Here is a 22,798-nt window from a genome sequence, read left to right on the forward strand (position 1 = left end):
CGTTTTTCATGCGGTTTTCCACGGGTGAGAAGAACGAAGGCGTACGGTATCTTTCGTGGGCTTTCGTTTATTATTTTGCGCTTGTTTCTTTTTATATCAACATCGGCGAGGACATGTCGCCAGGCAATTATATTCCCTGGCTTCTGCCGGTTATCGGAGCGCTTGTGCTCTTCCAGTATGGGGCGCGCAGCCGGCTGTTTTCTCTGAACCATTTGCCGCATCTGCTGACGGGCGTCGCCTGGTGCGTGATGTTCCCTCTCCTTTACTCGTGGTCGTATACTACGCCCTGGTATGTGTCTCTGATCCGGCTCGATTTCCTTTGCGGCACGGGAATCTTTCTCCTTTTGGCATCGCTTCAGACGCTTGCTTTTCTGCCGCAGAAACTTACGAAGCTTTGGGCCGCATTTTTCGCCGTGCTCGATTTCGTCTGCCTGGCGATACCATTTGCACAGGCGGTTTACTTCGGCATTTATGGGCATTGCCTGACGCCGGCGACATTGATGGCGCTCTATCTGACGAATCCTGAGGAGAGCATCGATTTCCTGCAGGCCATGCTGGGAATCCCTGTGCTGGCTTTGATTTTTCTCGCGTTCGCCTGCCTCCTCTGGCTCGCTTACCGCAGCAATATGCGGCAGGCGCGTCATATCGCGGGCGAATCTTTGACGCGTGCGAAAAAGTGGGCGCTGGCGCTCCTTTCCCTGACGCTCTTGATCTACATCCCGTTTTTCGTATTTCCGGAAACGTCCATCCTTTTGAGTTGGAAAGAAGTTTCGAAATATGTGTCCGAGACGCAGGAATACAGTACATATCACGAGGGGAACTTCGCAGACCTGAAACTCGATGCACCGGAAGCTACACTCGCCCAAAAGGCGCCGGGTACGGTCATCGTCGTGATCGGCGAGTCTGCCTCGCGTACCTTCATGAAAGCCTATACGCCAAGCTTCCCCTACGATGATACGCCTTGGCTTTCCCAATGCATGGAGGATCCCGACTTCGTCGTTTTCCGCCATGCCTATTCCTGCTGGACGCAGACGGTTCCCGTCCTGCAGCGCGCTCTGACAGAGCAGAGCCAGTACAACGGGCAGGAATTCTTCCATTCGACTTCCATCATCGATGTGGCGAAGAAGGCCGGCTACGAGACGTATTGGTTCAGCAACCAGGGGCGCTACGGCGAATACGACAGCGCGATAACGCTTGTGGCCAAGACGGCGGATCATGCGGAATGGGTCGATGATTCCTACCTCTTCACGGAAAAGTACGACGAGAACCTTCTGAAGTACCTGGAAGGAGTGGATGGGCAGAAGAACAATTTCATCGTGCTCCACATCATGGGCAGCCATATCTACTACAACAACCGTTATCCGCCTTCTTTCAACCGCTGGGTCAATGCGGCGGGGGGCGCGGCGACGAATGCTGAATCGTATGCGAACAGCATCCTCTATACGGACGACAATTTGCGCCGCATCTTCGAGTATGCGAAGGAGCATCTGAATTTGCAGGCGATGGTCTACTTCTCCGATCACGGCGAAGACCTGGAGATCTCGCATAACCCGGACGTATTTAATTTCCATATGGTTCGCATTCCGATGTTTATTTACATGTCGCCTGCCTATCGGAAGGCGCTGCCGGATGCGGCGAAAGCCCTGCAGAGCCATGAGGAACAATACTTCACGAACGATTTGCTGTATGATACCGTTTCGGGTCTTTTGGGGGCGAAATCGAACCGTTACGAGGCGGGGCAGGACTTCTCCTCCTCGGACTACCGCTTCACGCGCGAAACCTTGACGACGATGTTCGGGCAGCATCCGCTGACAGAGGACGAGGGAGAGAACGGGCCATGATTTTCTTCTCCATGCTGCTTCTAGGCACACTGATCGGCTTTGTCGGAGCAGGCGGCGCCGGTGTCGTCATCACGCTTTTGACCGTGGGCTTCGGCGTGCCGATCCATACGGCATTGGCCGTTGCTCTGGCCTCGATGGTTTTTACGACGCTTTCCGGCACGATCAGCCATTTCCGTGAGCATGAGGTCGTTGTCAGGACAGGAGCTGTCATGGGGGCGAGCGGTGCGCTCGGCGCTTTTCTCGGGGCGGAGGTGTCGAACATCCTTCCGTCGAAGGAACTCGGCTTTATGACGGCCCTGATGATCCTCTTGTCGGCATTGATCTTATATGTAAAGATTTATCATCCCCAGTTTCTCGACCGCCATTTCCATGTACGGGCTGAAATGCTTGCGGGAAAGCGGCTCATCCTCTACGGCGTTTCGCTCGGCATCTTCAATGGATTCTTGTCGGGTGCTTTCGGTATAGGGGCGGCGGCCTTCATCCAGCTGACACTGCTCTGCGTCTTCGGCGTGCCGCTGCTGCAGTCGATCGGCACCTGCATGATGGTCATTCTGCCGATATCGGCAGCAGGCGGCCTCGGCTATTTGCTCAACGGGCGGCTCGATCCCAACATCTTTGTGCAGACGCTTCTCGGCTTGATGATGGGTGCGTTTTTCGGTGCAAAATGCACCCATCTCGCGCCTCGGCCAATTCTGAAAGCGGCCATTGTCGCCATGCCGGCCGTCGGCGGCGTCATCATGATGATTTGGCATTGAACTCGCATCCTAGACCGTTCCTCCCTGTTCCTTCCTGCGCTTTCGAGGATATATGTTCCGCCGTCACGCGAAGCGGTATGAGTTGCTTTGCGCCCGTTTTCCGCGCTCGGTCTGGCTGAAATTTTTTGGTGTCATTTCCATATAAAAAGGCAGTTTTCCTTTATTTTCCCTGTAAACAGTAGACGTGGGAAAAAAGTCGTGTTATAATAGCAGCGGAGGCGAGGTAAATGAGCAAGAGAAAAGTCCTGCAGCAGTTGGCAGAGGCTGAAATAGAGGATGTCGACGAAGGCGTCCGGAGCATAAGCGAGGGTCTTGCGAGCAGTGAGCAGCGCCTCAACGATATCGATAAAAAACTCGCAGAGTTTGATGAGCATTTCGCAGAACTCGATCGTCGATTTGCCGATCTCAATGCGAGATTCGAAGCATTCAACGCGCGCTATGAAGAGACAAGCGGGCAGCTTGCGGATCTCGAACAGGAGACGCAGGAGGCGCATCGCATGACGCGTCATTTGAAGCGCGGTACGGCCTATATCAACGCGCGTCTGGAGGCGCTGGAAATGACGGCCATGGCGGCTGATCTGATAACGAAAGGTGCGGTCGGCGCACCGGATCGATCCGTGGCGCTCCTTTCGCTGGAGAAAAAAAATATTCATTGAGTTTCATAAGAGCATGGTTTTAAGGCTGCTGAAAAGCAGCCTTTTTTCTGCCCGCCAATCTATGGTACAGCTCGCCGCCCGGCATAAAATGTCCGATCCCTCTGTGTTTCGGCTGGAATTTTTTCGATGGCTCGCGCATCATGCGATATAAGTGCATGACGTGCGGGCCATTTTTTATTTCCTTGGGACAATAAGTGCATTTAAGAAGAAAGACGATGATTCGATATAAGAAGCGAAAGGTTTTATCTGGAAGATTGCCTGCCAGGGAGGGAAGGGGCAATTTTGCTTGAAACGGCCGGACGGAAAGGCAAGGAGGCAGATGAAGATGAAAATTCATGCGAATGATCATGGTGCGATTGGGACGAAGAGTATAACGGCACAGAAGGCACAGGCCGTGAACCGTGCAGGGGACGGGAAATCCGCGGCGGCATCCTTACAGGATGGCGGTTCGGTAAAAAGAGAATCGACGTCCTTCCAGTCGCTCGCGCATGAGGTTTCCATCAGCGATGAGGGGAGAAAGCTTGCAGCGGCAAATCAAGCGCCTGCTCAGAAGGTGGAAACGTGGGAAATGGCTTCGGTTGAGCCGCTCGAAGATATTATGTATCGTGATTTTTATTCGGATTATGAACGCGCTTCTTTACCCAGAACGATGCGCGATTTAGAAGAGGGCATCCGAGGTATTTTGCAGCTGAGCAGTAAAGATCCTAATGTGGCAGTCAGCCTCATTCGTGTGAATGTGATCCGACAGCTCAATGCCTACGGGCATCATCAAAAGGCTTTGGGGCATACCTTGTTGGGCGATCCGTATTTGAACAGCATTCTTGACCGCTTTAGAGCGCTGGATCCCAAATGTGAAAATCCCCTGGTGAACAAGCTTCGCTCCCTTATAGGAAATACAATGATCGGTAAGGATAATGATTTTCTTACACAAGAAGAACACGATGGACTTATAAAAGAATGCCGCGACTATCTCGGCATGAAACCTGACACACTGAGCACCATGCCAAAGAAAGCGGGCAGATATTTTAATGAAAAGACAGCGGCATACGGCTTCTTCCAAGAGATGAGCCGCAAGGCGAAGCATATGGAAGAGCTGATCGCTGCGATGCTGGAGCCGGAGGCAAAGGAGAAAAAGGACGAAAAAGCGGAGAATCCTACAGACCTCTTGCAGATCATCGGCGAGAAGAAGAGCGGTCTTGATGACGGCATGAAGGCGTACAGGGAGAGCCTGCGCACACTGCATCGTATCGCAGAAGATAAGGGTGAAGGCGAAGACGGCAGGCTTTCCGAGAAAGAAAAATTGGAAGAGAAAAAGAAACTGATTCCGAGCGTTACAGGCTACGATTGGGAGCGCATCTCGGAACAATATCTAAAGGAAAATCCCGAACTAGCCGCCATTTTTTCCGATAACGGTATGCGGTGAAAAGGAGAATCCCGCTGGAAAATCTGCGCTAATCTGATGGACTTCATTTTATCAGCGCTTCCATAAGAAAAGGTTTTGACCGGAAGTTTGCTGCCGGGGAGGGAAATGGCATGAGTTGTTTCGATGTAGGGGCATGGAAAAGAGCGTATACACGGGTTCGCTGGTCTTGCGACATGCAGACGGGAAAAACCTCGTACTGGGTCGCGGACGACCCGCGGCTGCGTGCCAGCGTGCGTTCGACGCAGCAGGAAACGCCTGCCTGCAGCGTGGAGCTTGGCTGGGACAAGCTTTATGATACATTCGATGATGCCCTTGCCGTTGCCAACCGCGTTTATGGTCAGGCACAGCAGACATATTACCGCACGGCTTTGGCGGATAACTATATCTTCGATGAATCGTATGTTTGTCATCGTTCGTTTGCTCACTATGCCGGACATGATGAGTATGCGAAGAATCTTTTCTATGCGCGGGAATTCTGGGATGGTTTTCAGCTTTCAGGCGCCTACAGCAAGATGATGGGACAAGGCGGCACGAAAAACCAGAAGGATGTCGACGAGCTGATGGCAGCGGCAGAGGCGTATCGCTGGGAGAAAGCCTATCGGAAATTCGATGTCTACGATGAGGATATGTTTGAATTTGCCGATAAGATGCGTCGGGATACGGGCGTCGCGGTTACAACGCGTGGAGGCGACGGCAGTCTGGCGATTTATCGCTATTTTGGCGACAGGCTTTGCTCAATGGGAAATACCACATTCCAGTTTATGGCGAAGCATAAGGAATATATTGGCATCTGGGAAGATGCCGTCCGTGGGAAATATGCGACGTTTGATGAACTGCACGAAGCTGTGCTGCAGACGGGGGATCAGCGATTGGAAGCCGATTGGCAGGTGATGATGCGCGGCACAAAAGGAGGGCTGATTGATTCTGTAGGGCATAGAACATGGCTTTATAGCACAGTGGGGCAGCCTCCCAGCGTAAGTGCGAGCAAAGATGGTTATGATTCCTTGGAAGAGGGTAAGACAGCACTCGATTTCTGGAATGAATTCCGTTATGATCGCGGTTTGAGCGACACATACGAGAATCATCGCTCGGTGAAGGATTACTTTTGGGAGAATGGTTTCCAGTGGATAAGGGATCGCAGACTGAGTGAATTTACTGACGAGCTGTTCTATAAGAGTGATGCGGAACTCCCGTATCTGACGGGAGCCAATGAACGGAGCGGCAGAAGTTATTTTGATGCGCAGATCGATATCCTGCGTGATCGCATCCAAGGACTGCGCCGCAAACTTGCTGCAGCTAAGAACGGAACTGCGATCAACGGGGGAGATACGAAGACCGAGGCGGAGTACAAGAATCAGATCGCTGCTTTGGAGACACAGATCGCCACGATCAAAAAGCAGCAGGAATTGGAGCAGAAATATAAGCAGTATAGATGAAGCGCATCGTTGCTGCGGGCGGTTTTTTATTCCTTGGGGGAAATAAGAGTATTTAAGAAGCACGGATAAATTCAGTCACCCATCTTCACATATTTGGGCGGTCTCATTTTGTCCGTGCTTCCTTAAAGAAGATGATTCGATATAAGAAGCGAAAGGTTTTATCTGGAAGATTGCCTGCCAGGGAGGGAAGGGGCATGAAAATTTATGGCAGCAGCGATGTATCGGCGGGGATGAGGAAAAGCTTGCTGGAGGATCGTTGGGCTATTGGAAATGAAAAGCATGAAACTTCAGCCATTCCTCTGCAAAACAATATAAACAATGCGAGTGGGTGGAAAAGTTCTGTCATGCCTCCTGCTTATCGCATATCTGTCAGCGAGCAGGGCAAGAGCCTCGCAGCTTTGCCGCCGCAAAACGACGGAGAGGTTGCCGCGCAGAACTCTACAGTGCAGCAGCGTGCAGAGCAGAGGAACATGTCCGGTGTCAAGCCGTTTCGGCCGATTCGGGCAGAGGATCTTGATTGGGCGACCGAATATGAGCGGGCTTCCTTGGCGGAAACCATGGAAGGCATCGAGGGAGGCATCGGTTCGATTTTGAGAAATGCCGCAAAAAATCCTCTCGCAGTCGGCGCTGACATCCAAATGTATCTCGTGCGCCAGCTCAATGCTTACGGTCATCATCAAAAGGCTTTAGGGCATACCTTGGCGAACGATCCATATCTAAACAGCGTTCTTGACCGCCTGGGTGCGCTTGATCCCAATGGCGAAAATCCTCTGGTGAACGAGATTCGCTCCCTCGTCGGCATGACGATGCGCGGCAAGGATATCGAGCTTTTTGAAAAAGATGGACGCAGGGATCTGGTTCGGACATATTGCGCTTATCTCGGCATCAAGATAGGTGATGCGCTGAAGGTTAAGGATGAAGCGGGCAGATATTTCAATGAAAAGACAGCGGCATACGGCTTTTTCCAGGAGATGAGCCGTAAGGCGAAGCATATGGAAGAGCTGATTGCCGCCATGCTGGAGCCGGAGGCAAAGGAGAAAAAGGACGAAAAAGCGGAGAATCCTGCAGACCTCTCGCAGATCATCGCCGAGAAGAAGAGCGGTCTTGAGGACGGCATGAAGGCATACAGAGAGAGCCTGCGCCTCCAGCGTCGTATCGCAGAAGATAAGGGTGAAGGCGAAGACGGCAGGCTTTCCGAGAAAGAAAAATTGGAAGAGAAAAAGAAACTGATTCCGAGCGTTACAGGCTACGATTGGGAGCGCATCTCGGAACAATATCTAAAGGAAAATCCCGAACTAGCCGCCATTTTTTCCGATAACGGTATGCGGTGAAAAAGAGAATAGAAGCATGGTCAAAGCGCCATTCGCTGCAGGATCGCTGCGGCGAATGGCGCTTTTTTGCTGGGTTTATCCTGGCGAGAATTTATGAGAATGATACTACCCCAAAATTTTATGCCTTAGGCAAAAGGAGGTGTGCTTATGTCCCTGTCCGTATTTTTCTTTTCTGAAATGTTTGCTGTTTTGTTTCTTTCGGGTCTTTTCGCCGGCGTGCTCATTCATATTTCCTCAAAGTAGAAGCAGCGCAAGAATGAATATGATACTACCCCAAAAAAAAGGAGGTGATTCTTATGGGGTCGATCTTTGTTGATTTTATTGTCACTGTCGTTGATTATGCTCTTTCTGAAGAAGACACGTGAGAAGAAATTTCCCTTGTGCTAAGAAAGGAGGTGCCATCATGATTATGTCTACGTCGATTGTTGTTATTCATGAGACCGAGGAGATGTAAGAAGCGGCCTGGCCGCAAGGAGAGAAGTATTTTATGTTCGCCGGTATTGCCGGATTTGTAGAAAGGAAGATTTTTATGTTGTTCTTGTTTGTACCGTCTATCGAAATCATCACTGCAGCCGCAGCTTCTTTTATTGGAGGCGCCGCCCTCGGGCAGAGGGTTTGTGACGCCGTTGAGCCCTCCAGGCGGGAGCATCCCTGATGCAAAAGCCTGTTATGTCGAACGGATTTCTGAGGAAAAGAGGAGGTGAAGATCATGCCTTTGTGGTTTTTAGCCGGATTTACTACAGTCGTGCTTACGCGGATGATGTCGGAATAACGTATGTCTTATTGTCAGCTTTTGCCGGATGCCGGGACCGACTCCTGCATACAGGACCCGGCAGGCTTCGCTGTCAGGGCAGATGCCTGTACTGATACAGGTACCTGCCTTGACAGCGAAGCTTCCTGTGTGGTATTTTATATTTGAGTATAGGCACTTGTGGTTACGCTGAACGGATGAAAGGGACATTGTCCGTTTGCGATGACGAGGCTGTATCAGACATTGATGAATGATTGATATGTACTCCATCCTTCCCGGATGCAGCCACAGGCAGAATATACAGAAGCAAAGGGACGTCGGCAGCCGCCGGCGTCCCTGCTTTGCTTTTGAAAGCTGTCATTCGTATACCGTGCTTTTGCCGTCCCATAGGGTTTTTCCCGTGCCAAGGTCGCGAAAAAAAATTCCGCCCCTTTTTCCTTCTGACGGCAGGTTTTCTTCTGCCACGATGGCAAAGAGGCTCGTCCAATTCGGCTGGAGCCGCAGCTTTTTTACATTTCCTGCAGCAAGTCGGGATTCGATGAGCTGTTCTCCGGAATCTGTCAGACGATATTTTTGCAGATCTGCTTCTTCGAACTTATAGTCCTTCAGGAGCAGCCAGTTAGCGATATCGGTACTGTTGATAACGGCGTATTCCTGTCCGTTTCGTTCCATCAGGTAGACAGCTGTCGTTTTCAGCAAGAGATCTTTTTCCTTGTCCAGCAGAGGTTTTCCGTCTTTCTTGCTTCCCTTCGTATATTTTCGGACAATATCCGCAGCGAAGGGATCTTTTTCCGATACAAGGTAGCGTCTTTTCAGCGGGCCTTGGGCAAAAGCATTAGCGAGGATTTTATCGTAGGTAATTTTCTTAAAATCGTTATCCCCTTTGCCGTCCTTGCCGTCTAGATTAAACAGTGCCTCATTGAAATATCGCTGCTTCTGCGCCAGCTCCTCCAGGCTCTTGATAGCAGCAAGGAGCTGGCTGACAGCCTTGATGAGATCTTGGTTTTTCGTGGCATTTGCGGCGCCTTTTAGGGAAGGGATATGCTCTATTTTTTTCTGCAGTGCAGGTAAAGGATCTGCCGGGGAGATGTGCTCCAAGACATCCAAAAATTCCTTCCTTTGCTCCATATTTTCGGTCTCCCGGAGCAGTTTGCTGCAATCTAGCAGCGCTTCCTTGAGAAAGACTTGGCGCAGGTAGCGCGGCAGCCAGTCTGCTACTTTCTCCGTGTCCGGGGCGGCCTTATGGGTGAAACCGCACCAGGCTTTTAGTACTTCGCGGCAGGCAGGAATACGAGCCTCTTCTATTGTTGCTGCGTTTTCTTCCGCGGCGAAAAGGTGACGGCGCGCAATGATGGTCATGGCGCGCTCCAAGCCGGAAAATTTGTTTTTAAGGAAGGTTGCGTACTTCAAGCGGCGAGTGCTTTCGGCCATATCCCTGCCCTCGCCTGCGGCCAAGAAATTTTCTGCTGCCATCGTGTATTGTTCATACTCTCTGACTTCATCCAGCATAGCTGCCGCCGCCTTTCCGGTTCGTGTCTTCCTCGATGTTTTGTACCTCGGGACTGTGGATATTGCGCAAAATTTCCTCTTTGCTGAAAACATCCCAGAGAAAGCGGCTCTTGCTCTTTTCATTTGCCGCATAAAGCAAGGCCGTGTTTATGTTTTCGCCGAAGATGTTCATGAGGTGGCTGCGGCACAGGTGCTGTATTTTCCGTCGCCAGACAGAGGCGGTTTCTTTTTTTGCGCTTGCCTTGCAATATGTCTGGTAAAGTTCCTCCCAGTACGGATTGCCTTTCGGTATAGGAAAACGGCTCTTTTCCTGCGGGTTTCCATCTCCGTCCATGTAGGTTGCTATATCCATGTTTTCACGGAAGTGCCGCCTCACATCCTTGAGAATGTAGTAGAAAATCATATAACCGCCGTTACGAAAATTACTCAGTAGTTCGATCACCGCCTGCGGCAGCATTTCATCTTTCCCTAAGTTCAAAATACGGGCGATTTTTTCTTCTCGTTGCTCTTCCCTGGCAAATTGCCATTTTTCATCAAGCAGGCGCACTAAAGCGTCGCGCACCTCGGCTTCTGAGGTGAACGTCCCCTCCAGCGCAGCATATGCCTGGCGCTGGGCTTCCTCGACGGAAACGCCGCAGGGCAGAGGCGTTTGCCGGCTGTCGTACTGAAGCTTGAGCAAGAATCCGACACGATTGGCATAGTCGCTGTCTTCGTAAAAAGCACGGCTGCGCTTCAGACGGTAATCCAGTTTTCCCAGAGCGATGTACGCCTGGCTGAGGCGGCTTGTTTGCTGTAATTTCTCTTTATCCAGCGGCGCACTTCCGTTTCCTTCACCTTGGAAACGGAAAAGGATGCAGTCCCGTGCCTTATTCTTTTCCCAAGAAAATTTTTGAGGTTTTTCCGCGAGGCATTTGAGATACTCGCCGGGAATCCGCTCGAGGTTTGCCACAGCCGCCGTTTTGTCATAAACCGGGATATCGGACAAGAGAAACTTCTTCTTTTTCTGAAGGGCAAGGGACAGGGCGCCTTGCCCTTTGCTCGGGACGATTTGCGGCTCAGCATAGCCCGCATAGATCTTTTCGCTGGCCTTCTTCGTTTGCAGGAAAAAGCTTTCTTCTTTTTTCACGCAGCTTTCCAGCGCTTTGATATTCGCATTGGGATGCAGCCCCGTCTTCGCAGCGTCGATTTCCAGTCCCGTGACGATCGTGCATTCCGCGCATTTGTTCCGGAATTCATGAGCGCTTTCTTTCCCTTCCCAGTATTCCCGCTTGGCAATCTTGACGGCAATGTTGGAAATCTGTCCGATGCGGTTGGAAAAAGTATTCGCGACCGTTTCGAAAGGTATGGACGACGGCGTAAGAATCTCACTCTTCTGTTTGGCGCTGGGAATCTGGATGACGGGAAGTGTCCGAGTATATTTTCCGCCCTCTTCCTGATAGACTTTTCGCTTGACGGCTTCAATGACGGCCTCTTCACGGATGATTTTTACAAGATCTCCATCAAAATCCGCCCCGCCTAAGGCCATCGGCACGAAGGAGCTCTTCGCTGTCATGACGATGCCGACGAGATGTGAAAAGTATCGCCTATATGGCCCATCCGTCTCCCTATGTGGGATGAGAAGGCATTGTTCGTTGCGCGACAGATGGGGACTGCGCAGGATGGCACAGCAGGAATCCTCTGTTGGCTGCGCGCTTGCTTGGGGCAGATAAAATTTGTCCGGGAGCAGGCACAGACTTTTCGAGAGTTTCTTCAGCTTTTCCTTTTTGTCGGGTGGAAGACTTTCCGTTTTTTGCAGAATGTAGAAGAGCAGGGAAAGCAGGTCGCCTGATAAATAGCGATTTTCGCCGAGGACCGCAAACTTCCCTAGACAAAGATTCTTTTCCAGGTTCCTTATGGTCTCACGAACGAAGTCTTTGACATGTTTATCGCTAAGAAAAGCAGGGTTCCTTTTGAGCGCGGCCCAATATTTGTCGCGTGCGTTTTCCCGGTCTGTCCAGGAGGATTTTTCTCTGTTGATGGAAGCATCTTCCTCCGGCAGAGCAGGTTTTCCTTCAGCACTTTCTGCGGCTTCATTTTCCGGCAGGGAAAAATTTGCCGTACTTTCTGCCAATATGGAAGCATCATCGTCTTCAGCAGGCAGGGAGAACATCCCGTTGGCTTCTGTTGGGGCTTCCTGCAGGCGGCGTATGGTTTTACGCTCATTTGCAATCAATTGCAGAAAACTTTCAGGCTCGATATCGAGCGTACTGAAAAACTGGTAGTTCAGGCGCACTCGCTTTTTGCGGGAAAGGCGTGCATCCGTGCCGCTGACATAAAGGGTATGGCCATATTCCTGAATCTTTTGGAAAACATGCTGCATCGGATCGAGCCGGATATTTTCCTTTCTTGCTTCGCTGTCTGCCTGTGCGGTGTTGCTGTGGTTTTTCCAATATCTCTTCAGCCAGCCGCAGCATTTGAACATGCTCTTCGTCAGGATGATTTTTGCCTTGCGCAGATCGCGCCGTATATCAAAGGCGTCTTGGATATAAAGGGCTCCGTCGCCGCCAAATTCTGCAAAGAACTGCTCAAAATCAACTTCGTGCAGCATGCCTTTTGTGAAGGGCATACGAATCTGGAAGGAGTGAGAATCCCTGCTGAATCCGTATCGGATTTTGAGCCGTTCATTTATATGACGGGCATAGGCAGGGCAGATGAGGCCCTCACCGTCAAAGGGATTGACCTTAACGCGCTGCCGGTTTTTGCATACGCCGAATTGCCAGAGCGTTTCTTCGTCCGGAGGCTGCTCCCCGACATTAGAAAATATCTGGACATCTTCTATATCGGCAGTGTCATCTTCCAGCACAAGAACACTTTCCTCATCAAAACAGAACGCTCCTTCCTGTTCGATGCGGTATCCCGTGCTGAGGTAAAGACCGCGATAAGCATAGTACTTGCTGGGGGTGAGGTTGATTTTGGAAAAATCTATATCGAGCAGGAGGCGCTTTTCGAGTTCCTTCAGGAGAGTTTTATCGATAAAGGAGATTCGTCCCGAGCGCGCCATGCTTCCGCTTTTGTCAAAAGGGACAAAACGCCTCGGCACGCCGTCGTCAAAGGTAAGCTCGATGCCGTTTCTTTTATCGAAGAGCCATTGCAGACGGGCTCTGTGGCCTTCCTTAGACAAGAGATCCTTTTCGCTGAGATCCTGGTAGCGTTTTTTCAGCTTGTCGTCCTCCGCCTGGAAGGAAACGTTCTGGAAATCGAGGAAAATGAGGGAGCGGCGCAGACAATCGCATGCTTCCTTCCCGTCGTCATCCTCCGGCAAATCGGCCTTTGTCCCTTGCGCTTTCAGGCATTGGCGTATTTGATAAAACAGCGCATTGTCGCTGCATCTGTCCACGGAGAGGATGATATCTTCGTCCGCCAGTCCTCGCCCCCCAGCGGAAAAATCAAAGCGGAAGACGGCGCGATGTTTCCCGTCTTCTTGACGAACGACCTGGGCTTTTTCCAGCATCGTCTTCGCGTCCAATGTCATCAAATGATATGCATGCATCGCCACAACCTCCATTTGCGTCGTCATCGCAAATTCCCGGCCTTTCATCTGTCTTTAAGGAAATTCGTTCTTTCTTTGGGAAAATCCTGCCTCGAGATTTGTCTTTCGGAGGCTGCCTGCGAAAACTCTGCAGGAGACTGGAGGCGTCGTGTTTCATGGCCGTGCATCCAACGTCCGGCCGGCGTTCCTCTTCCATTGACAGCCGCCTTATATCAATGCTATGATAAATGAGGCAAAACAGCGGACGGCGTGGGGCTTTCCGCTGATGATGACAGGAGGAATCGCATCCATGATAGAACGCTACACGAATCCCGAGATGGGCAATATCTGGACCTTGCAGCATGAGTTTGAAACAATACTCGATGTGGAACTTGCGGCCTGCGATGCCATGGCGGAGTTGGGGGAGATCCCCAAGGAGGCTGCGGCGAACATTCGTGAAAAGGCAACTTTTGATTTGGCACGCGTCAAGGAGATCGAGAAGGTCACGAACCATGATATCATCGCGTTCCTTACGAATGTTGCGGAATATGTGGGCGAGGACTCGAAATACATCCACAAAGGGCTTACATCGAGCGATGTCAAGGATACGGCGCTCGGACTGATGATGAAGCGTTCGGCGGATCTCATCCTCGACGATCTCCGGAAGCTGCTCGAGGTGCTGCGCCGCCGCGCGGTGGAGTTCAAGCATACGCCGTGCATCGGCAGGACGCATGGCATCCATGCCGAGCCGATGACGTTCGGCCTGAAGCTTCTTCTTTGGAGTGCTGAGGTTGAGCGCGACATCGAGCGCGTCGAGCACGCGAAGAAAATCGTTGCCGTCGGCAAGCTTTCGGGCGCTGTCGGCACCTATTCCAATATCGATCCGCGCATTGAGGAGATCACCTGCCAAAAGCTCGGCCTTACGCCGGTTCGTCTGGCGACGCAGGTCATCCAGCGCGACCGCCATGCCGAATACATGACGACGCTCGCCATTGTCGCAAGCTCCCTGGAGAAGTTCGCGACGGAGGTCAGGAACCTGCAGCGCACGGATATCCGCGAGGCGGAGGAATATTTCGCTCCGGGACAGAAAGGCTCCTCCGCCATGCCGCATAAGCGCAATCCCATCACCTGCGAGCGCATTTCGGGCATGGCGCGTCTCGTGCGCGGCAATGCCGTCGCGGCCATGGAGGACATTACACTCTGGCATGAGCGCGACATCTCCCATTCGTCGGTCGAGCGCGTCATTCTGCCGGACAGCACGATCAATGTGGACTACTGCACGAAGAAGTTCACGAATATCATCGACAAGCTGCTCGTTTATCCCGAGGCAATGCTGGCCAACATGGAAAAGACCGGCGGCCTCATTTACAGCCAGCGCCTCATGCTTGCCATCGTCGATAAGGGCGTGCTGCGTGAGGACGCTTATAAATGGGTGCAGCGCAACGCCATGAAGCGTTGGATGGAGGGCGAGGATTTCCGTACGAATGTGGAAAAAGACGCAGATATCCTGAAGTACCTTACGAAAGAAGAAATCGACGCCTGTTTCGATTACCAATTCTTCCTGCGCCATATCGACAAGATTTTCGAGCGCTTTGGGCTGTAATACAAACAGGCATTATGGGATGCAACTTGTTTGCAAAAGAGAAGGAGTAGATCGCTATGTCAGCAGTAGTAGTCACGGGCACGCAATGGGGCGACGAGGGCAAGGGGAAGATCGTTGACTATCTCGCCGAAAAAGCCGATACTGTCGTGCGCTACCAGGGGGGCAGCAATGCCGGCCATACCGTCACGGTCAAAGGCGAGGAATTCAAGCTGCGCCTTCTGCCGTCGGGCATCCTCTACCATGGCAAGACGAATGTCGTCGGCAACGGCGTCGTTTTCGACCCCGAGGTTGCGCTCGAGGAAATGAATGCCATTGAAAAGAGAGGCATCGATACATCCGGCATCCGCATCTCAAACCGGGCGCACGTCGTCATGCCGTACCATCGCCTGATGGATGGGCTGGCGGAGGAAGCGCGCGGTGCGGGCAAGATCGGCACGACAAAGCGCGGCATCGGGCCTTGCTACATGGACAAGATGAACCGCATTGGCATTCGCATGTGCGACCTCATCGAGCCGGAAGAGTTCAGAAAACGTCTCAAGGAAAATCTGGCGATCAAGAACAATGAGCTTGTGAAGCTGTACGGACATGAGCCGCTTTCCTACGAGCATATCCTTGAGGAATACGAGGCCTATGCCGGTATCCTGCGGCCGCATGTCGTAGACACCATCGCCCTTTTGAACGAGGAGATCGCTGCGGGCAAGAAGGTGCTTTTCGAGGGAGCGCAGGCCACGATGCTCGATATCGACTACGGCACCTATCCCTATGTCACGGCTTCGCACCCCGTTTCGGGCGGCGTCGGCGTCGGTACGGGCGTAGCGCCGAAGCAGATCGACAAGGTCATCGGCGTGGTCAAGGCCTACTGCACGCGCGTCGGCGAGGGGCCTTTCCCGACGGAGCAGCTCAACGAGATTGGCGATAAGATCCGCGAAGCCGGACATGAGTTCGGCACGGTCACGGGACGTCCGCGCCGCACCGGCTGGCTCGACGCCTGCATCGTGCGCTATGCGGGACAGATTTCCGGCCTCGACTGCATGGCCATCACGCGCCTCGACATCCTCGACGGCTTCGAGGAAATCCAGATGTGCACGGGCTATAAGCTTGACGGCAAGCCGCTGAACGAGGTTCCTGCAAGCCTCAACATCCTGGCAAGGGTCGAGCCTGTCTATGAGACTTTCAAGGGCTGGAAAGAGGACATCACGGGCTGCCGCGAATATGAAAAACTGCCGGAAAACGCCAGGAAGTACCTCGAGCGCCTCTCTGAGGTCACGGGCGTGCCCATCGGCATCGTTTCGGTCGGTCCGAATCGCGACCAGACGATTGTCTGCGACAAGAATATCTTCTGAGAATTTTCTGCAGCGGCAGAAATATAAGAAAGAAGGCTGTTCCTAAAGCATTTGGCTTAGGAACAGCCTTCTTTTTGGCGTTTATCTGCGGTGCAGAGCCGTCGTGCCGTCGATGAAGAGGTAATCGCTCGTTTCTCCCGCAAGGCGCCAGTCCATCTGTATGCCGCGCACCTTGTCGTTGTCCATGACCCAGAAGATGGTCGTACCCATCGAGGGACCGTTTGCCAAATCCTCGTAGTCGAGGACTTCCCAGTCGTTGATCTTCCTGCCGTAAATCTCCAGGACGAGACGGTTGTTCCCGTCGAACCAAGCGCCCTCCATCATCTTCAAACGTGCATCAATAGCCTGTTGGCTCATCTTCCCCGGCATGTCCGCCGCCCCGTTCCCGGGCGCAGCCAATGCCCCAGCTGCAGGGAAAAGCAAAACCACAGCGAAAACTGCCAGCAAACAGATTTTTTTCATGATGCTCCCCTCCTAAACGCATACAGCCTTAGATTCTTTCGGGCAGGAAATCTTCACCCATATTATCGAGATTTTTTCCGGAAAAAGAAAGGTTTTTGCAGGCAAAGAAACGAGAGAGGCAGTATTTTCCTAAAATTTTTCTTTTATGCCTCTTCCGGATATTTCAGCCCCCAAGACTTGCGCAGCCGCGTCATGATTTCCATGACGTCGGAGGTATAGTCCAGGTGCATGGCGTCCGTCTCGCCGGCAGCGGCGGCTTCCATGTCGAGGACTTCATAGCAGAGCGCATCGCCGGCAGAGCCTGCCGTGATTTCCTCGCGTCGGCCGTCCGCTGTCCAAACGACGGCGGCCTTGTCGGCGCGCGGGTAGTCGAAGATTTCCATATAGCCTTTGTCAAAGACGATCGTAGCGCGCTTCGGCTGTTTGGCATGAAGGGAAAGCGTGACAGCCGCCATCTCTTCCGCGCGGTTTTTCAGCAGGATGGACGACTGTTCATCGACGCCTGTCGGTGCAAACCGCACGGTGGAAAGCAGTTCTTCCGGCTTTGCGCTCATGAACCAACGCGCGCAGGAAAGCGCATAGATGCCGATGTCGAGGAGCGCCCCGCCCGCCAGATTCTTGTTGAAAAAGCGGCTCTTTTCGTCGTAGGGCTTATAGCTGCCGAAGTTCAGCTGGGCGAGGCGCAGGGCGCCGAGTGCGCCTGAGCGGACGCGTTCGGCCAGCTTTTTGAAAAGCGGCATGTGGTAAAGCGTCATGGCTTCGGCAAGCACAAGCTGCTTTTTTGCGGCAAGAGAGGCGGCGAGGGAAAGCTCGTCGCTGTTCAGAGTGATGGATTTTTCCGCGAGCACATGTCTGCCGGCTTCAAGCGCCCGGAGTATATAGGGCGCGTGGGTGTTGTGCGGCGTCGAGATATAGACGATATCGACGTCGGGATCGCGGAAAAGCTGCTCCGGTTTTTCGTAGACCTTTTCGATGCCGTACTTTGCGGCAAAGGCGCGCACCCGTTCGCTGTTTCTTGCCGCAGCGCCGTGAAAGCCGCCGCCAAGCCGCGCCATGGCCTCCGCCATTTCGCAGGCAATCGCGCCGCAGCCGAGTGTCGCCCAGGAAAAACGCATTTTTTCCATGGAAGTCCCTTACTGCCAGACCGATTCGGCAATCTTGCGGATGAGGCGCAGCTTCTCCCACTGATCTTCCTCGGTCAGGATATTGCCCTCTTCCGTTGAGGAAAAGCCGCACTGCGGGCTGAGGCAAAGCTGCTCCAGCGGCACATATTTTGCCGCCTCTTCGATGCGCCTCTTGACGGCGTCCTCGTCCTCCAGCTCTGCCGTTTTGGACGTTACGAGGCCGAGCACGACGCGCTGCTCTCGGATGTGCTGCAGCGGCTCAAAACCGCCGGCACGGTCGGAGTCGTATTCGAGGAAGAAGCCGTCGATATGGCAGCCGCCGAAAAGGATTTCTGCGACAGGCTCATAGCCGCCCGAGGAGAACCATGTCGAGCGGAAATTGCCGCGGCAAATATGCATGGTGATCGTCATATCCGCGGGCTTTGCTTCGAGCGTGCGGTTGATCATCGCCACATAGGCGCGCTCGATTTTTTCCAGATCGAAGCCGCGCGCCTCGTAGGCTTTGCGCTTTTCCGGATCGCAGAATTCGCCCCACGATGTATCGTCGAGCTGGAGGTAGCGGCAGCCCGCTTCGTAGAAAGCGCGCACGGCCTTTTGATAGGCGAGTGCGATGTCCTCGAAAAGAACCGCCTCGTCCTGGTAGCGCTCGATCGGCGCATAGTCCGTCGCGCGCACGCAGCAGATGAGGTGCAGCATGCTCGGCGAGGGGATCGTCATCTTCGCGAGTGCGTCGCCTGCAAGCGACTGCAGATAGCGGAAATGCGCCAAAAACGGATGGCTGCCGAAGTCCACCTTGCCGCTGATCTTCACGGTCGCAGCCTTCGGCTGGGCGCCCTTGAAGGCTACGGACCAATGCTCCGCCCCGATTTCCTCGATGCCCTCCAGGGCGGCGAGGAAGTCGAGATGCCAATAGCGGCGGCGGAACTCGCCGTCCGTCACGGCCTTGAGGCCGACTTCTTTCTCCTTTGCCACGAGTTCGCGGATCGCTGCATCTTCCGCCTCTTCGAGCTCCTGTGCCGTGATCTTGCCGGATGCGAACGCTTCGCGCTTCTCCTTCAGCGCCGCAGGGCGCAGAAAGCTCCCCACGATATCATAGCGAAAAGGCGGTCGATTCTCTGTATTTGCCATGGAATTTCCTCCTTGCCAATGCCTTTGCCTGCATCTTCTTTGCTGCAGGCTTCTTTCTTTTAGGAAGCGCTGATAAATTCAGCCCGCCATCTCGGCGCATCTTTTCCGCTCGTTCCGCGTCGGCAACTCCTCCGCATAGCCCCACTATGCGTCCGGGTTGTCTCCTTGATCGAACGAAAAATCTGCACCCATCGGACAGACTTCATTTTATCAGTGCTTCCTTTATTTTATCACAAATGATAGCCGAGCGGCATACTGGACAGCAAAGAAATACCGTTGGATGGGATGGGGCGTCAAGAGGTGTGCTTTTCTTCCGGCAAACCGATGAGCAGGAAGAGGAATTGGCCGATCCATGGCGTGAGGCCGAGCAGGCACATGAGGCCGGCTCCGAGGCCGAGAGAATCCTGCCCCGGGGGCGTGTATTCGGACCAGTGCGCGGATACGTCGTCGATAAAAGCATTGCCTGCCAAGAAATAGAGAAGGGAAGAGAGCGGCCCAAGGAGCGCCCAGAGGCCGCAGTGTCCCAGGGCGTGCAGGCGGCGCGCAGCGAGGGACGTCTGGGAGATATAGAGCGGCAGCAGGAGAAGGAGTACGCCGCGGGACGGCGTGTCTGTGGAAAACTCGGGCGGAGCCATGAAATTGGCGATCAAGAACAGGATGGCTCCGATATGGAAAACAAAAATTTCCAGAGTGACAAGAGCCCCCCAAGCAAAGAGATAATCGTGGCGCGATATATTTCCCCGGCAGGAGAAAAGGAAGCGCAGAATTTTATCCATAGGAAGCCTCCTCCGGCGCTTATCGTTTCGCCTCTTTTGCCGCCTCTTCTGCGGCGCGGCGGCCGATGACGCTGTGGGCGCGGCTGTAGCCGAAGTAGACGCAGAGGCCGAAGAGGAGCCAAAAGCCGAAGCGGTGCCAGGTGGCAAGCGGCAGATTCGCCATGAGGTAGCCGCAGGAAAGGACGGCGAGCGGGGCTATGATCCAGACGGCGGGGCATTTGAAGTTGCGCTTCAATCCCGGCTCTGTTTTTCGGAGCACCATGACGCCGATCGAAGCGATGAGGAAGGCGGAGAGGGTGCCGATGTTCGCCATTTCGGCAATCATGCCGATGGGGAAGAAGCCTGCGATTACAGAAACGAAAATGGCGCCGAGGATTGTCACGCGGTACGGCGTATGAAAGCGGCGGTGGATCTTGCAGACGTTGGCAGGCACCATGCCGTCGCGGCTCATGGCGAAGAAGATGCGCGACTGGCCGTAGAGGATGACGAGGAGCACGGTCGTGATGCCGCAGATGGCGCCGACGGCGACGATGGCGGAGCCGACATTGTAGCCGATGTGGCGCAGCGCAAAAGCGACGGGTTCCGCCGTGTCGAGCATACCGTAGGGCACGATGCCGGTGAGGACGGCGGCGACGACGGCATAGAGGAGCGTGCAGATGAAGAGCGAGCCGATGATGCCGATGGGCAGATCGCGCGCCGCATTGCGGCACTCCTCCGCCGTTGTGGCAACGGCATCGAAGCCGATATAGGCGAAGAAGACGATGGCGGCGCCGGAGACGATGCCGCTGTAGCCGAAGGGCAGGAATGGCTCCCAATTCGTCGCGTCGACATGCGGCGCAGCGAGCGCGAGGAAGAGGAAGATGGCGCCGAGCTTGACGAAGACGAGGATGCGGTTGAGCTTGACGCTCTCCTTCGTACCGCGCACGAGGAGAAATGAGAGAAAGAGCGTGATGAGGACGGCAGGCAGGTTGAAGAGGCCGCCGTCGGCCGGGGCGACGACGAACTCATGCGGCATCTGAAGCCCCGCCGAGGCGAAGAGGCCGACGACATAGCCCGACCAGCCGACGGCGACGGCGCTCGAAGTGACGGTATACTCCAGGATGAGGTTCCAGCCCACGATGAAGGCGATGAATTCGCCTAAAGAAGCATAGGTGTAGGTATAGGCGCTGCCCGATGCCGGCACGATGGAGGCGAATTCGGCATAGGCAAGGCCCGCGAGCGCGCAGGTGAGACCCGAGAGGATGAAGGAGAGCGGTACGGCAGGCCCTGCATATTTGGCAGCGGCGACGCCCGTGAGGACGAAGATGCCCGTGCCGATGACGGCGCCGATGCCGAGCATGAGGAGATCGAGAGCGGTGAGGTTTTTCAGCATTCCGGAAGCTGCGGCAGCCGCCTGCAGTTCGTCGATGCTTTTCTTGCGAAAGAGATCCATAAGTCATTGTTTCCTTTGCGAAAAAATTTGGGATGGATAAACAGCGGCGTTCCCCGACAAACAGCGATTTTCCGCCGTATGAAGCATGGACGCCCCGGAGCCACGAATTTTCATCGTCTCCCAGCGGCTCCCGTCATGCTGCTTATTATACTGCCAAACCGGCCATTCATGCAACAAGCCTTGGATTTGCAAGGATTGCTGCATTTTTACGTGTCGCTTGCGTACCATTTGTCTACAAATGAAAAGCGGTCTTACTCCATACGAAATATGGAGCAAAACCGCATAAATCAGCGTAATTCTACGACAGAGGCTTATTTTCTTGTCCGCTTAACAGGGAGCAGTCCATGCGCTTTGGGGGCTTTTCGCATGCTGGAACGGTTTCACTATCACATTTTAGCTGCCATAGTATGGCATATTTGCCTGTTCGTGTGCAAGTCAAACGGAAAGCCGATCGCGCAGGGCGGCCTGTAGGATCTGTGAGAAGTTGAGACGTTCTTTTTCGGCAAGTTCGTTGAGATACCAAGGGATGGTGATGGTTTTCTTCACGGGGCGGTTGTTCATCTCGGCGCGTATGGCGAACATATTCGCATCAAGCAGGCAGAGGGTGTCGCCTTCTCTTGTCCGAAGAGTGTCGAGCGCACTGGGATGGGGGATGTCTGTGCCGTCCTGCTCCATGCCCCAGAGGTGCAGGGAGAGCCCTTCCTTTGCAGCAGCGGCGGCCTCGTCGGCGGTCGCGCCCGTTGCAATGCAGCCGGGCAGATCGGGAAAGTATACGCCGTAATGCCCGTTTGTCTTTTGCAGAATGGCGGGATATGTATAGTGATCGGGAAGATGCGTCATCGTATAGACCTCCTTAACGGTCAAGCAGTCCTGCTTGTGTCAATATGGATTTCTCCATGTCGAGGGAAACATCGTCGCTTTCGCGATGTCCGGAGATCGTGACACGTCCGGGCTTCGTCGGATGCTTGAATTGACGATGCGAGCCTTTTTGCGCGACGAGTTTCCAGCCGTCCGCTTTGATGATGCGCAAGAGATCTCGCACTTTTCTCGGCATGGGTTTTCCTCCTTCACTATATTGCACATGGCATGTATGTGTACATGGTTTCGATAAGTCTGGTACGATGACAGAAAGCCCTATATGCGCCGATGAGGTTTGTGTATGCTGTTTTGAAACGGGAGATGGGATTTGATCGAAATCATCGATAAACAACAGCCCGCTATAGACCTCCCCACTTATTATACTGCCAAACCGGCCATTCATGCAACAAGCCTTGGATTTGCAAGGCTTTCGCTTGATGTAGTTTCAAAAGCGTATGATGCTCGGGGATGTCCTATATGTGCATAAAAAACTTGGATTGGATGAAGCGCCGGACGGCAAGACGACGACTTTGACGGAGGCACAGTGGCCCACGGTGCGCATTTGAAGAGCGTGTGGCATTGCAGATTTCGGAGGAAATAAAAAAAGATGCCGACTTCTCTGCAAATCCTGATCCCAAATCAGGGGGAGAGAAATCGACACCCCTTTGTTAAAAATAGTATAGCAAAGTGGTGGGTGGATGTCAAGGATATAAAATCGTCCAAGTACTATGAGGAAGATTTGACAACCGTGGAGGCAACAGAAAAAGGCGCCGACTTCTCTGCAGGTCCTGACGCCAAACCAGGGGGAGAAAAATCGACACCTTTTATTAAGAAGAATATAGCAAAATGATGGGTGGATGTC

The 22,798-nt window shown here is 53.4% G+C and carries 20 protein-coding genes; 11 read left to right on the top strand and 9 right to left on the bottom strand.

The window, feature by feature from the left end:
- The first annotated feature begins 8 nt into the window (after nt 1–8).
- From ACRTGH_RS04825 to ACRTGH_RS04855, 7 genes are all read left to right on the top strand, one after another.
- Nucleotides 9–1,841 (top strand): phosphoethanolamine transferase, encoded by a 1,833-nt coding sequence (locus ACRTGH_RS04825; RefSeq protein ID WP_368847860.1) that lies wholly within the window; start codon nt 9–11, stop codon nt 1,839–1,841.
- Nucleotides 1,838–2,596 (top strand): sulfite exporter TauE/SafE family protein, encoded by a 759-nt coding sequence (locus ACRTGH_RS04830; protein WP_368847861.1) that lies wholly within the window; start codon nt 1,838–1,840, stop codon nt 2,594–2,596. Before ACRTGH_RS04825 ends, ACRTGH_RS04830 begins: the two co-directional genes overlap by 4 nt.
- A gap of 227 nt (nt 2,597–2,823) precedes the next feature.
- A complete protein-coding gene (locus ACRTGH_RS04835) occupies nt 2,824–3,252 on the top strand; it encodes a hypothetical protein (RefSeq protein WP_368847862.1) in 429 nt (142 codons plus the stop codon).
- 325 nt (nt 3,253–3,577) lie between these two features.
- The gene (locus ACRTGH_RS04840; protein WP_368847863.1) at nt 3,578–4,675 is read left to right on the top strand and encodes a hypothetical protein; all 1,098 of its coding nucleotides are present in this window, start codon (nt 3,578–3,580) and stop codon (nt 4,673–4,675) included.
- 110 nt (nt 4,676–4,785) lie between these two features.
- Entirely contained in the window at nt 4,786–6,111 is a 1,326-nt protein-coding gene (locus ACRTGH_RS04845; RefSeq protein WP_368847864.1) for a hypothetical protein, read from the top strand.
- Nucleotides 6,112–6,305: 194 nt separating this feature from the next.
- Nucleotides 6,306–7,442 carry a hypothetical protein gene (locus ACRTGH_RS04850; RefSeq protein WP_368847865.1) on the top strand — a complete coding sequence of 379 codons (1,137 nt, stop codon included), beginning with the start codon at nt 6,306–6,308 and terminating at the stop codon, nt 7,440–7,442.
- Between the two features lie 487 nt (nt 7,443–7,929).
- Nucleotides 7,930–8,097 (top strand): hypothetical protein, encoded by a 168-nt coding sequence (locus tag ACRTGH_RS04855; protein WP_368847866.1) that lies wholly within the window; start codon nt 7,930–7,932, stop codon nt 8,095–8,097.
- 453 nt (nt 8,098–8,550) lie between these two features.
- Here the strand turns inward: ACRTGH_RS04855 and ACRTGH_RS04860 are convergent, their stop codons facing one another.
- Nucleotides 8,551–9,702, bottom strand: a complete 1,152-nt coding sequence (locus ACRTGH_RS04860) for a hypothetical protein (RefSeq protein WP_368847867.1) — start codon at nt 9,700–9,702, stop codon at nt 8,551–8,553.
- Nucleotides 9,692–13,231 carry an RNA dependent RNA polymerase gene (locus tag ACRTGH_RS04865; RefSeq protein ID WP_368847868.1) on the bottom strand — a complete coding sequence of 1,180 codons (3,540 nt, stop codon included), beginning with the start codon at nt 13,229–13,231 and terminating at the stop codon, nt 9,692–9,694. The genes ACRTGH_RS04860 and ACRTGH_RS04865 overlap by 11 nt, the downstream gene beginning before the upstream one ends.
- 289 nt (nt 13,232–13,520) lie before the next feature.
- On the opposite strand from ACRTGH_RS04865, the gene purB reads away from it, so the two are divergent.
- Together purB and ACRTGH_RS04875 are read left to right on the top strand one after the other, a co-directional pair.
- Nucleotides 13,521–14,813, top strand: a complete 1,293-nt coding sequence (gene purB, locus ACRTGH_RS04870; protein WP_368847869.1) for an adenylosuccinate lyase — start codon at nt 13,521–13,523, stop codon at nt 14,811–14,813.
- A gap of 56 nt (nt 14,814–14,869) precedes the next feature.
- The gene (locus ACRTGH_RS04875; protein WP_368847870.1) at nt 14,870–16,156 is read left to right on the top strand and encodes an adenylosuccinate synthase; all 1,287 of its coding nucleotides are present in this window, start codon (nt 14,870–14,872) and stop codon (nt 16,154–16,156) included.
- An 81-nt stretch (nt 16,157–16,237) separates the two neighbouring features.
- Here the strand turns inward: ACRTGH_RS04875 and ACRTGH_RS04880 are convergent, their stop codons facing one another.
- The 7 genes from ACRTGH_RS04880 to ACRTGH_RS04910 form a co-directional block, all read right to left on the bottom strand.
- Nucleotides 16,238–16,618, bottom strand: a complete 381-nt coding sequence (locus tag ACRTGH_RS04880; protein ID WP_368847871.1) for a hypothetical protein — start codon at nt 16,616–16,618, stop codon at nt 16,238–16,240.
- Nucleotides 16,619–16,761: 143 nt separating this feature from the next.
- Nucleotides 16,762–17,742 (bottom strand): Gfo/Idh/MocA family protein, encoded by a 981-nt coding sequence (locus ACRTGH_RS04885; RefSeq protein ID WP_368847872.1) that lies wholly within the window; start codon nt 17,740–17,742, stop codon nt 16,762–16,764.
- A gap of 9 nt (nt 17,743–17,751) precedes the next feature.
- Nucleotides 17,752–18,870 (bottom strand): 5-methyltetrahydropteroyltriglutamate--homocysteine S-methyltransferase, encoded by a 1,119-nt coding sequence (locus ACRTGH_RS04890; RefSeq protein ID WP_368847873.1) that lies wholly within the window; start codon nt 18,868–18,870, stop codon nt 17,752–17,754.
- A 293-nt stretch (nt 18,871–19,163) separates the two neighbouring features.
- Nucleotides 19,164–19,646, bottom strand: coding sequence for a DUF805 domain-containing protein (locus ACRTGH_RS04895; RefSeq protein ID WP_368847874.1), 483 nt, complete (start codon nt 19,644–19,646; stop codon nt 19,164–19,166).
- Between the two features lie 19 nt (nt 19,647–19,665).
- A complete protein-coding gene (locus ACRTGH_RS04900) occupies nt 19,666–21,078 on the bottom strand; it encodes an amino acid permease (RefSeq protein WP_368847875.1) in 1,413 nt (470 codons plus the stop codon).
- A 435-nt stretch (nt 21,079–21,513) separates the two neighbouring features.
- Nucleotides 21,514–21,918 carry a type II toxin-antitoxin system HicB family antitoxin gene (locus ACRTGH_RS04905; RefSeq protein ID WP_368847876.1) on the bottom strand — a complete coding sequence of 135 codons (405 nt, stop codon included), beginning with the start codon at nt 21,916–21,918 and terminating at the stop codon, nt 21,514–21,516.
- 13 nt (nt 21,919–21,931) lie between these two features.
- Nucleotides 21,932–22,132, bottom strand: coding sequence for a type II toxin-antitoxin system HicA family toxin (locus ACRTGH_RS04910; RefSeq protein WP_368847877.1), 201 nt, complete (start codon nt 22,130–22,132; stop codon nt 21,932–21,934).
- Between the two features lie 132 nt (nt 22,133–22,264).
- Between ACRTGH_RS04910 and ACRTGH_RS04915 the strand changes: the two genes are divergently transcribed.
- The gene (locus ACRTGH_RS04915; protein WP_368847878.1) at nt 22,265–22,423 is read left to right on the top strand and encodes a hypothetical protein; all 159 of its coding nucleotides are present in this window, start codon (nt 22,265–22,267) and stop codon (nt 22,421–22,423) included.
- Between the two features lie 120 nt (nt 22,424–22,543).
- Nucleotides 22,544–22,786, top strand: a complete 243-nt coding sequence (locus tag ACRTGH_RS04920; RefSeq protein WP_368847879.1) for a hypothetical protein — start codon at nt 22,544–22,546, stop codon at nt 22,784–22,786.
- Nucleotides 22,787–22,798: the final 12 nt, after the last annotated feature.

This window comes from Selenomonas oralis (genome assembly GCF_051603425.1).
GTDB classification, from domain to species: domain Bacteria; phylum Bacillota; class Negativicutes; order Selenomonadales; family Selenomonadaceae; genus Selenomonas; species Selenomonas sputigena_A.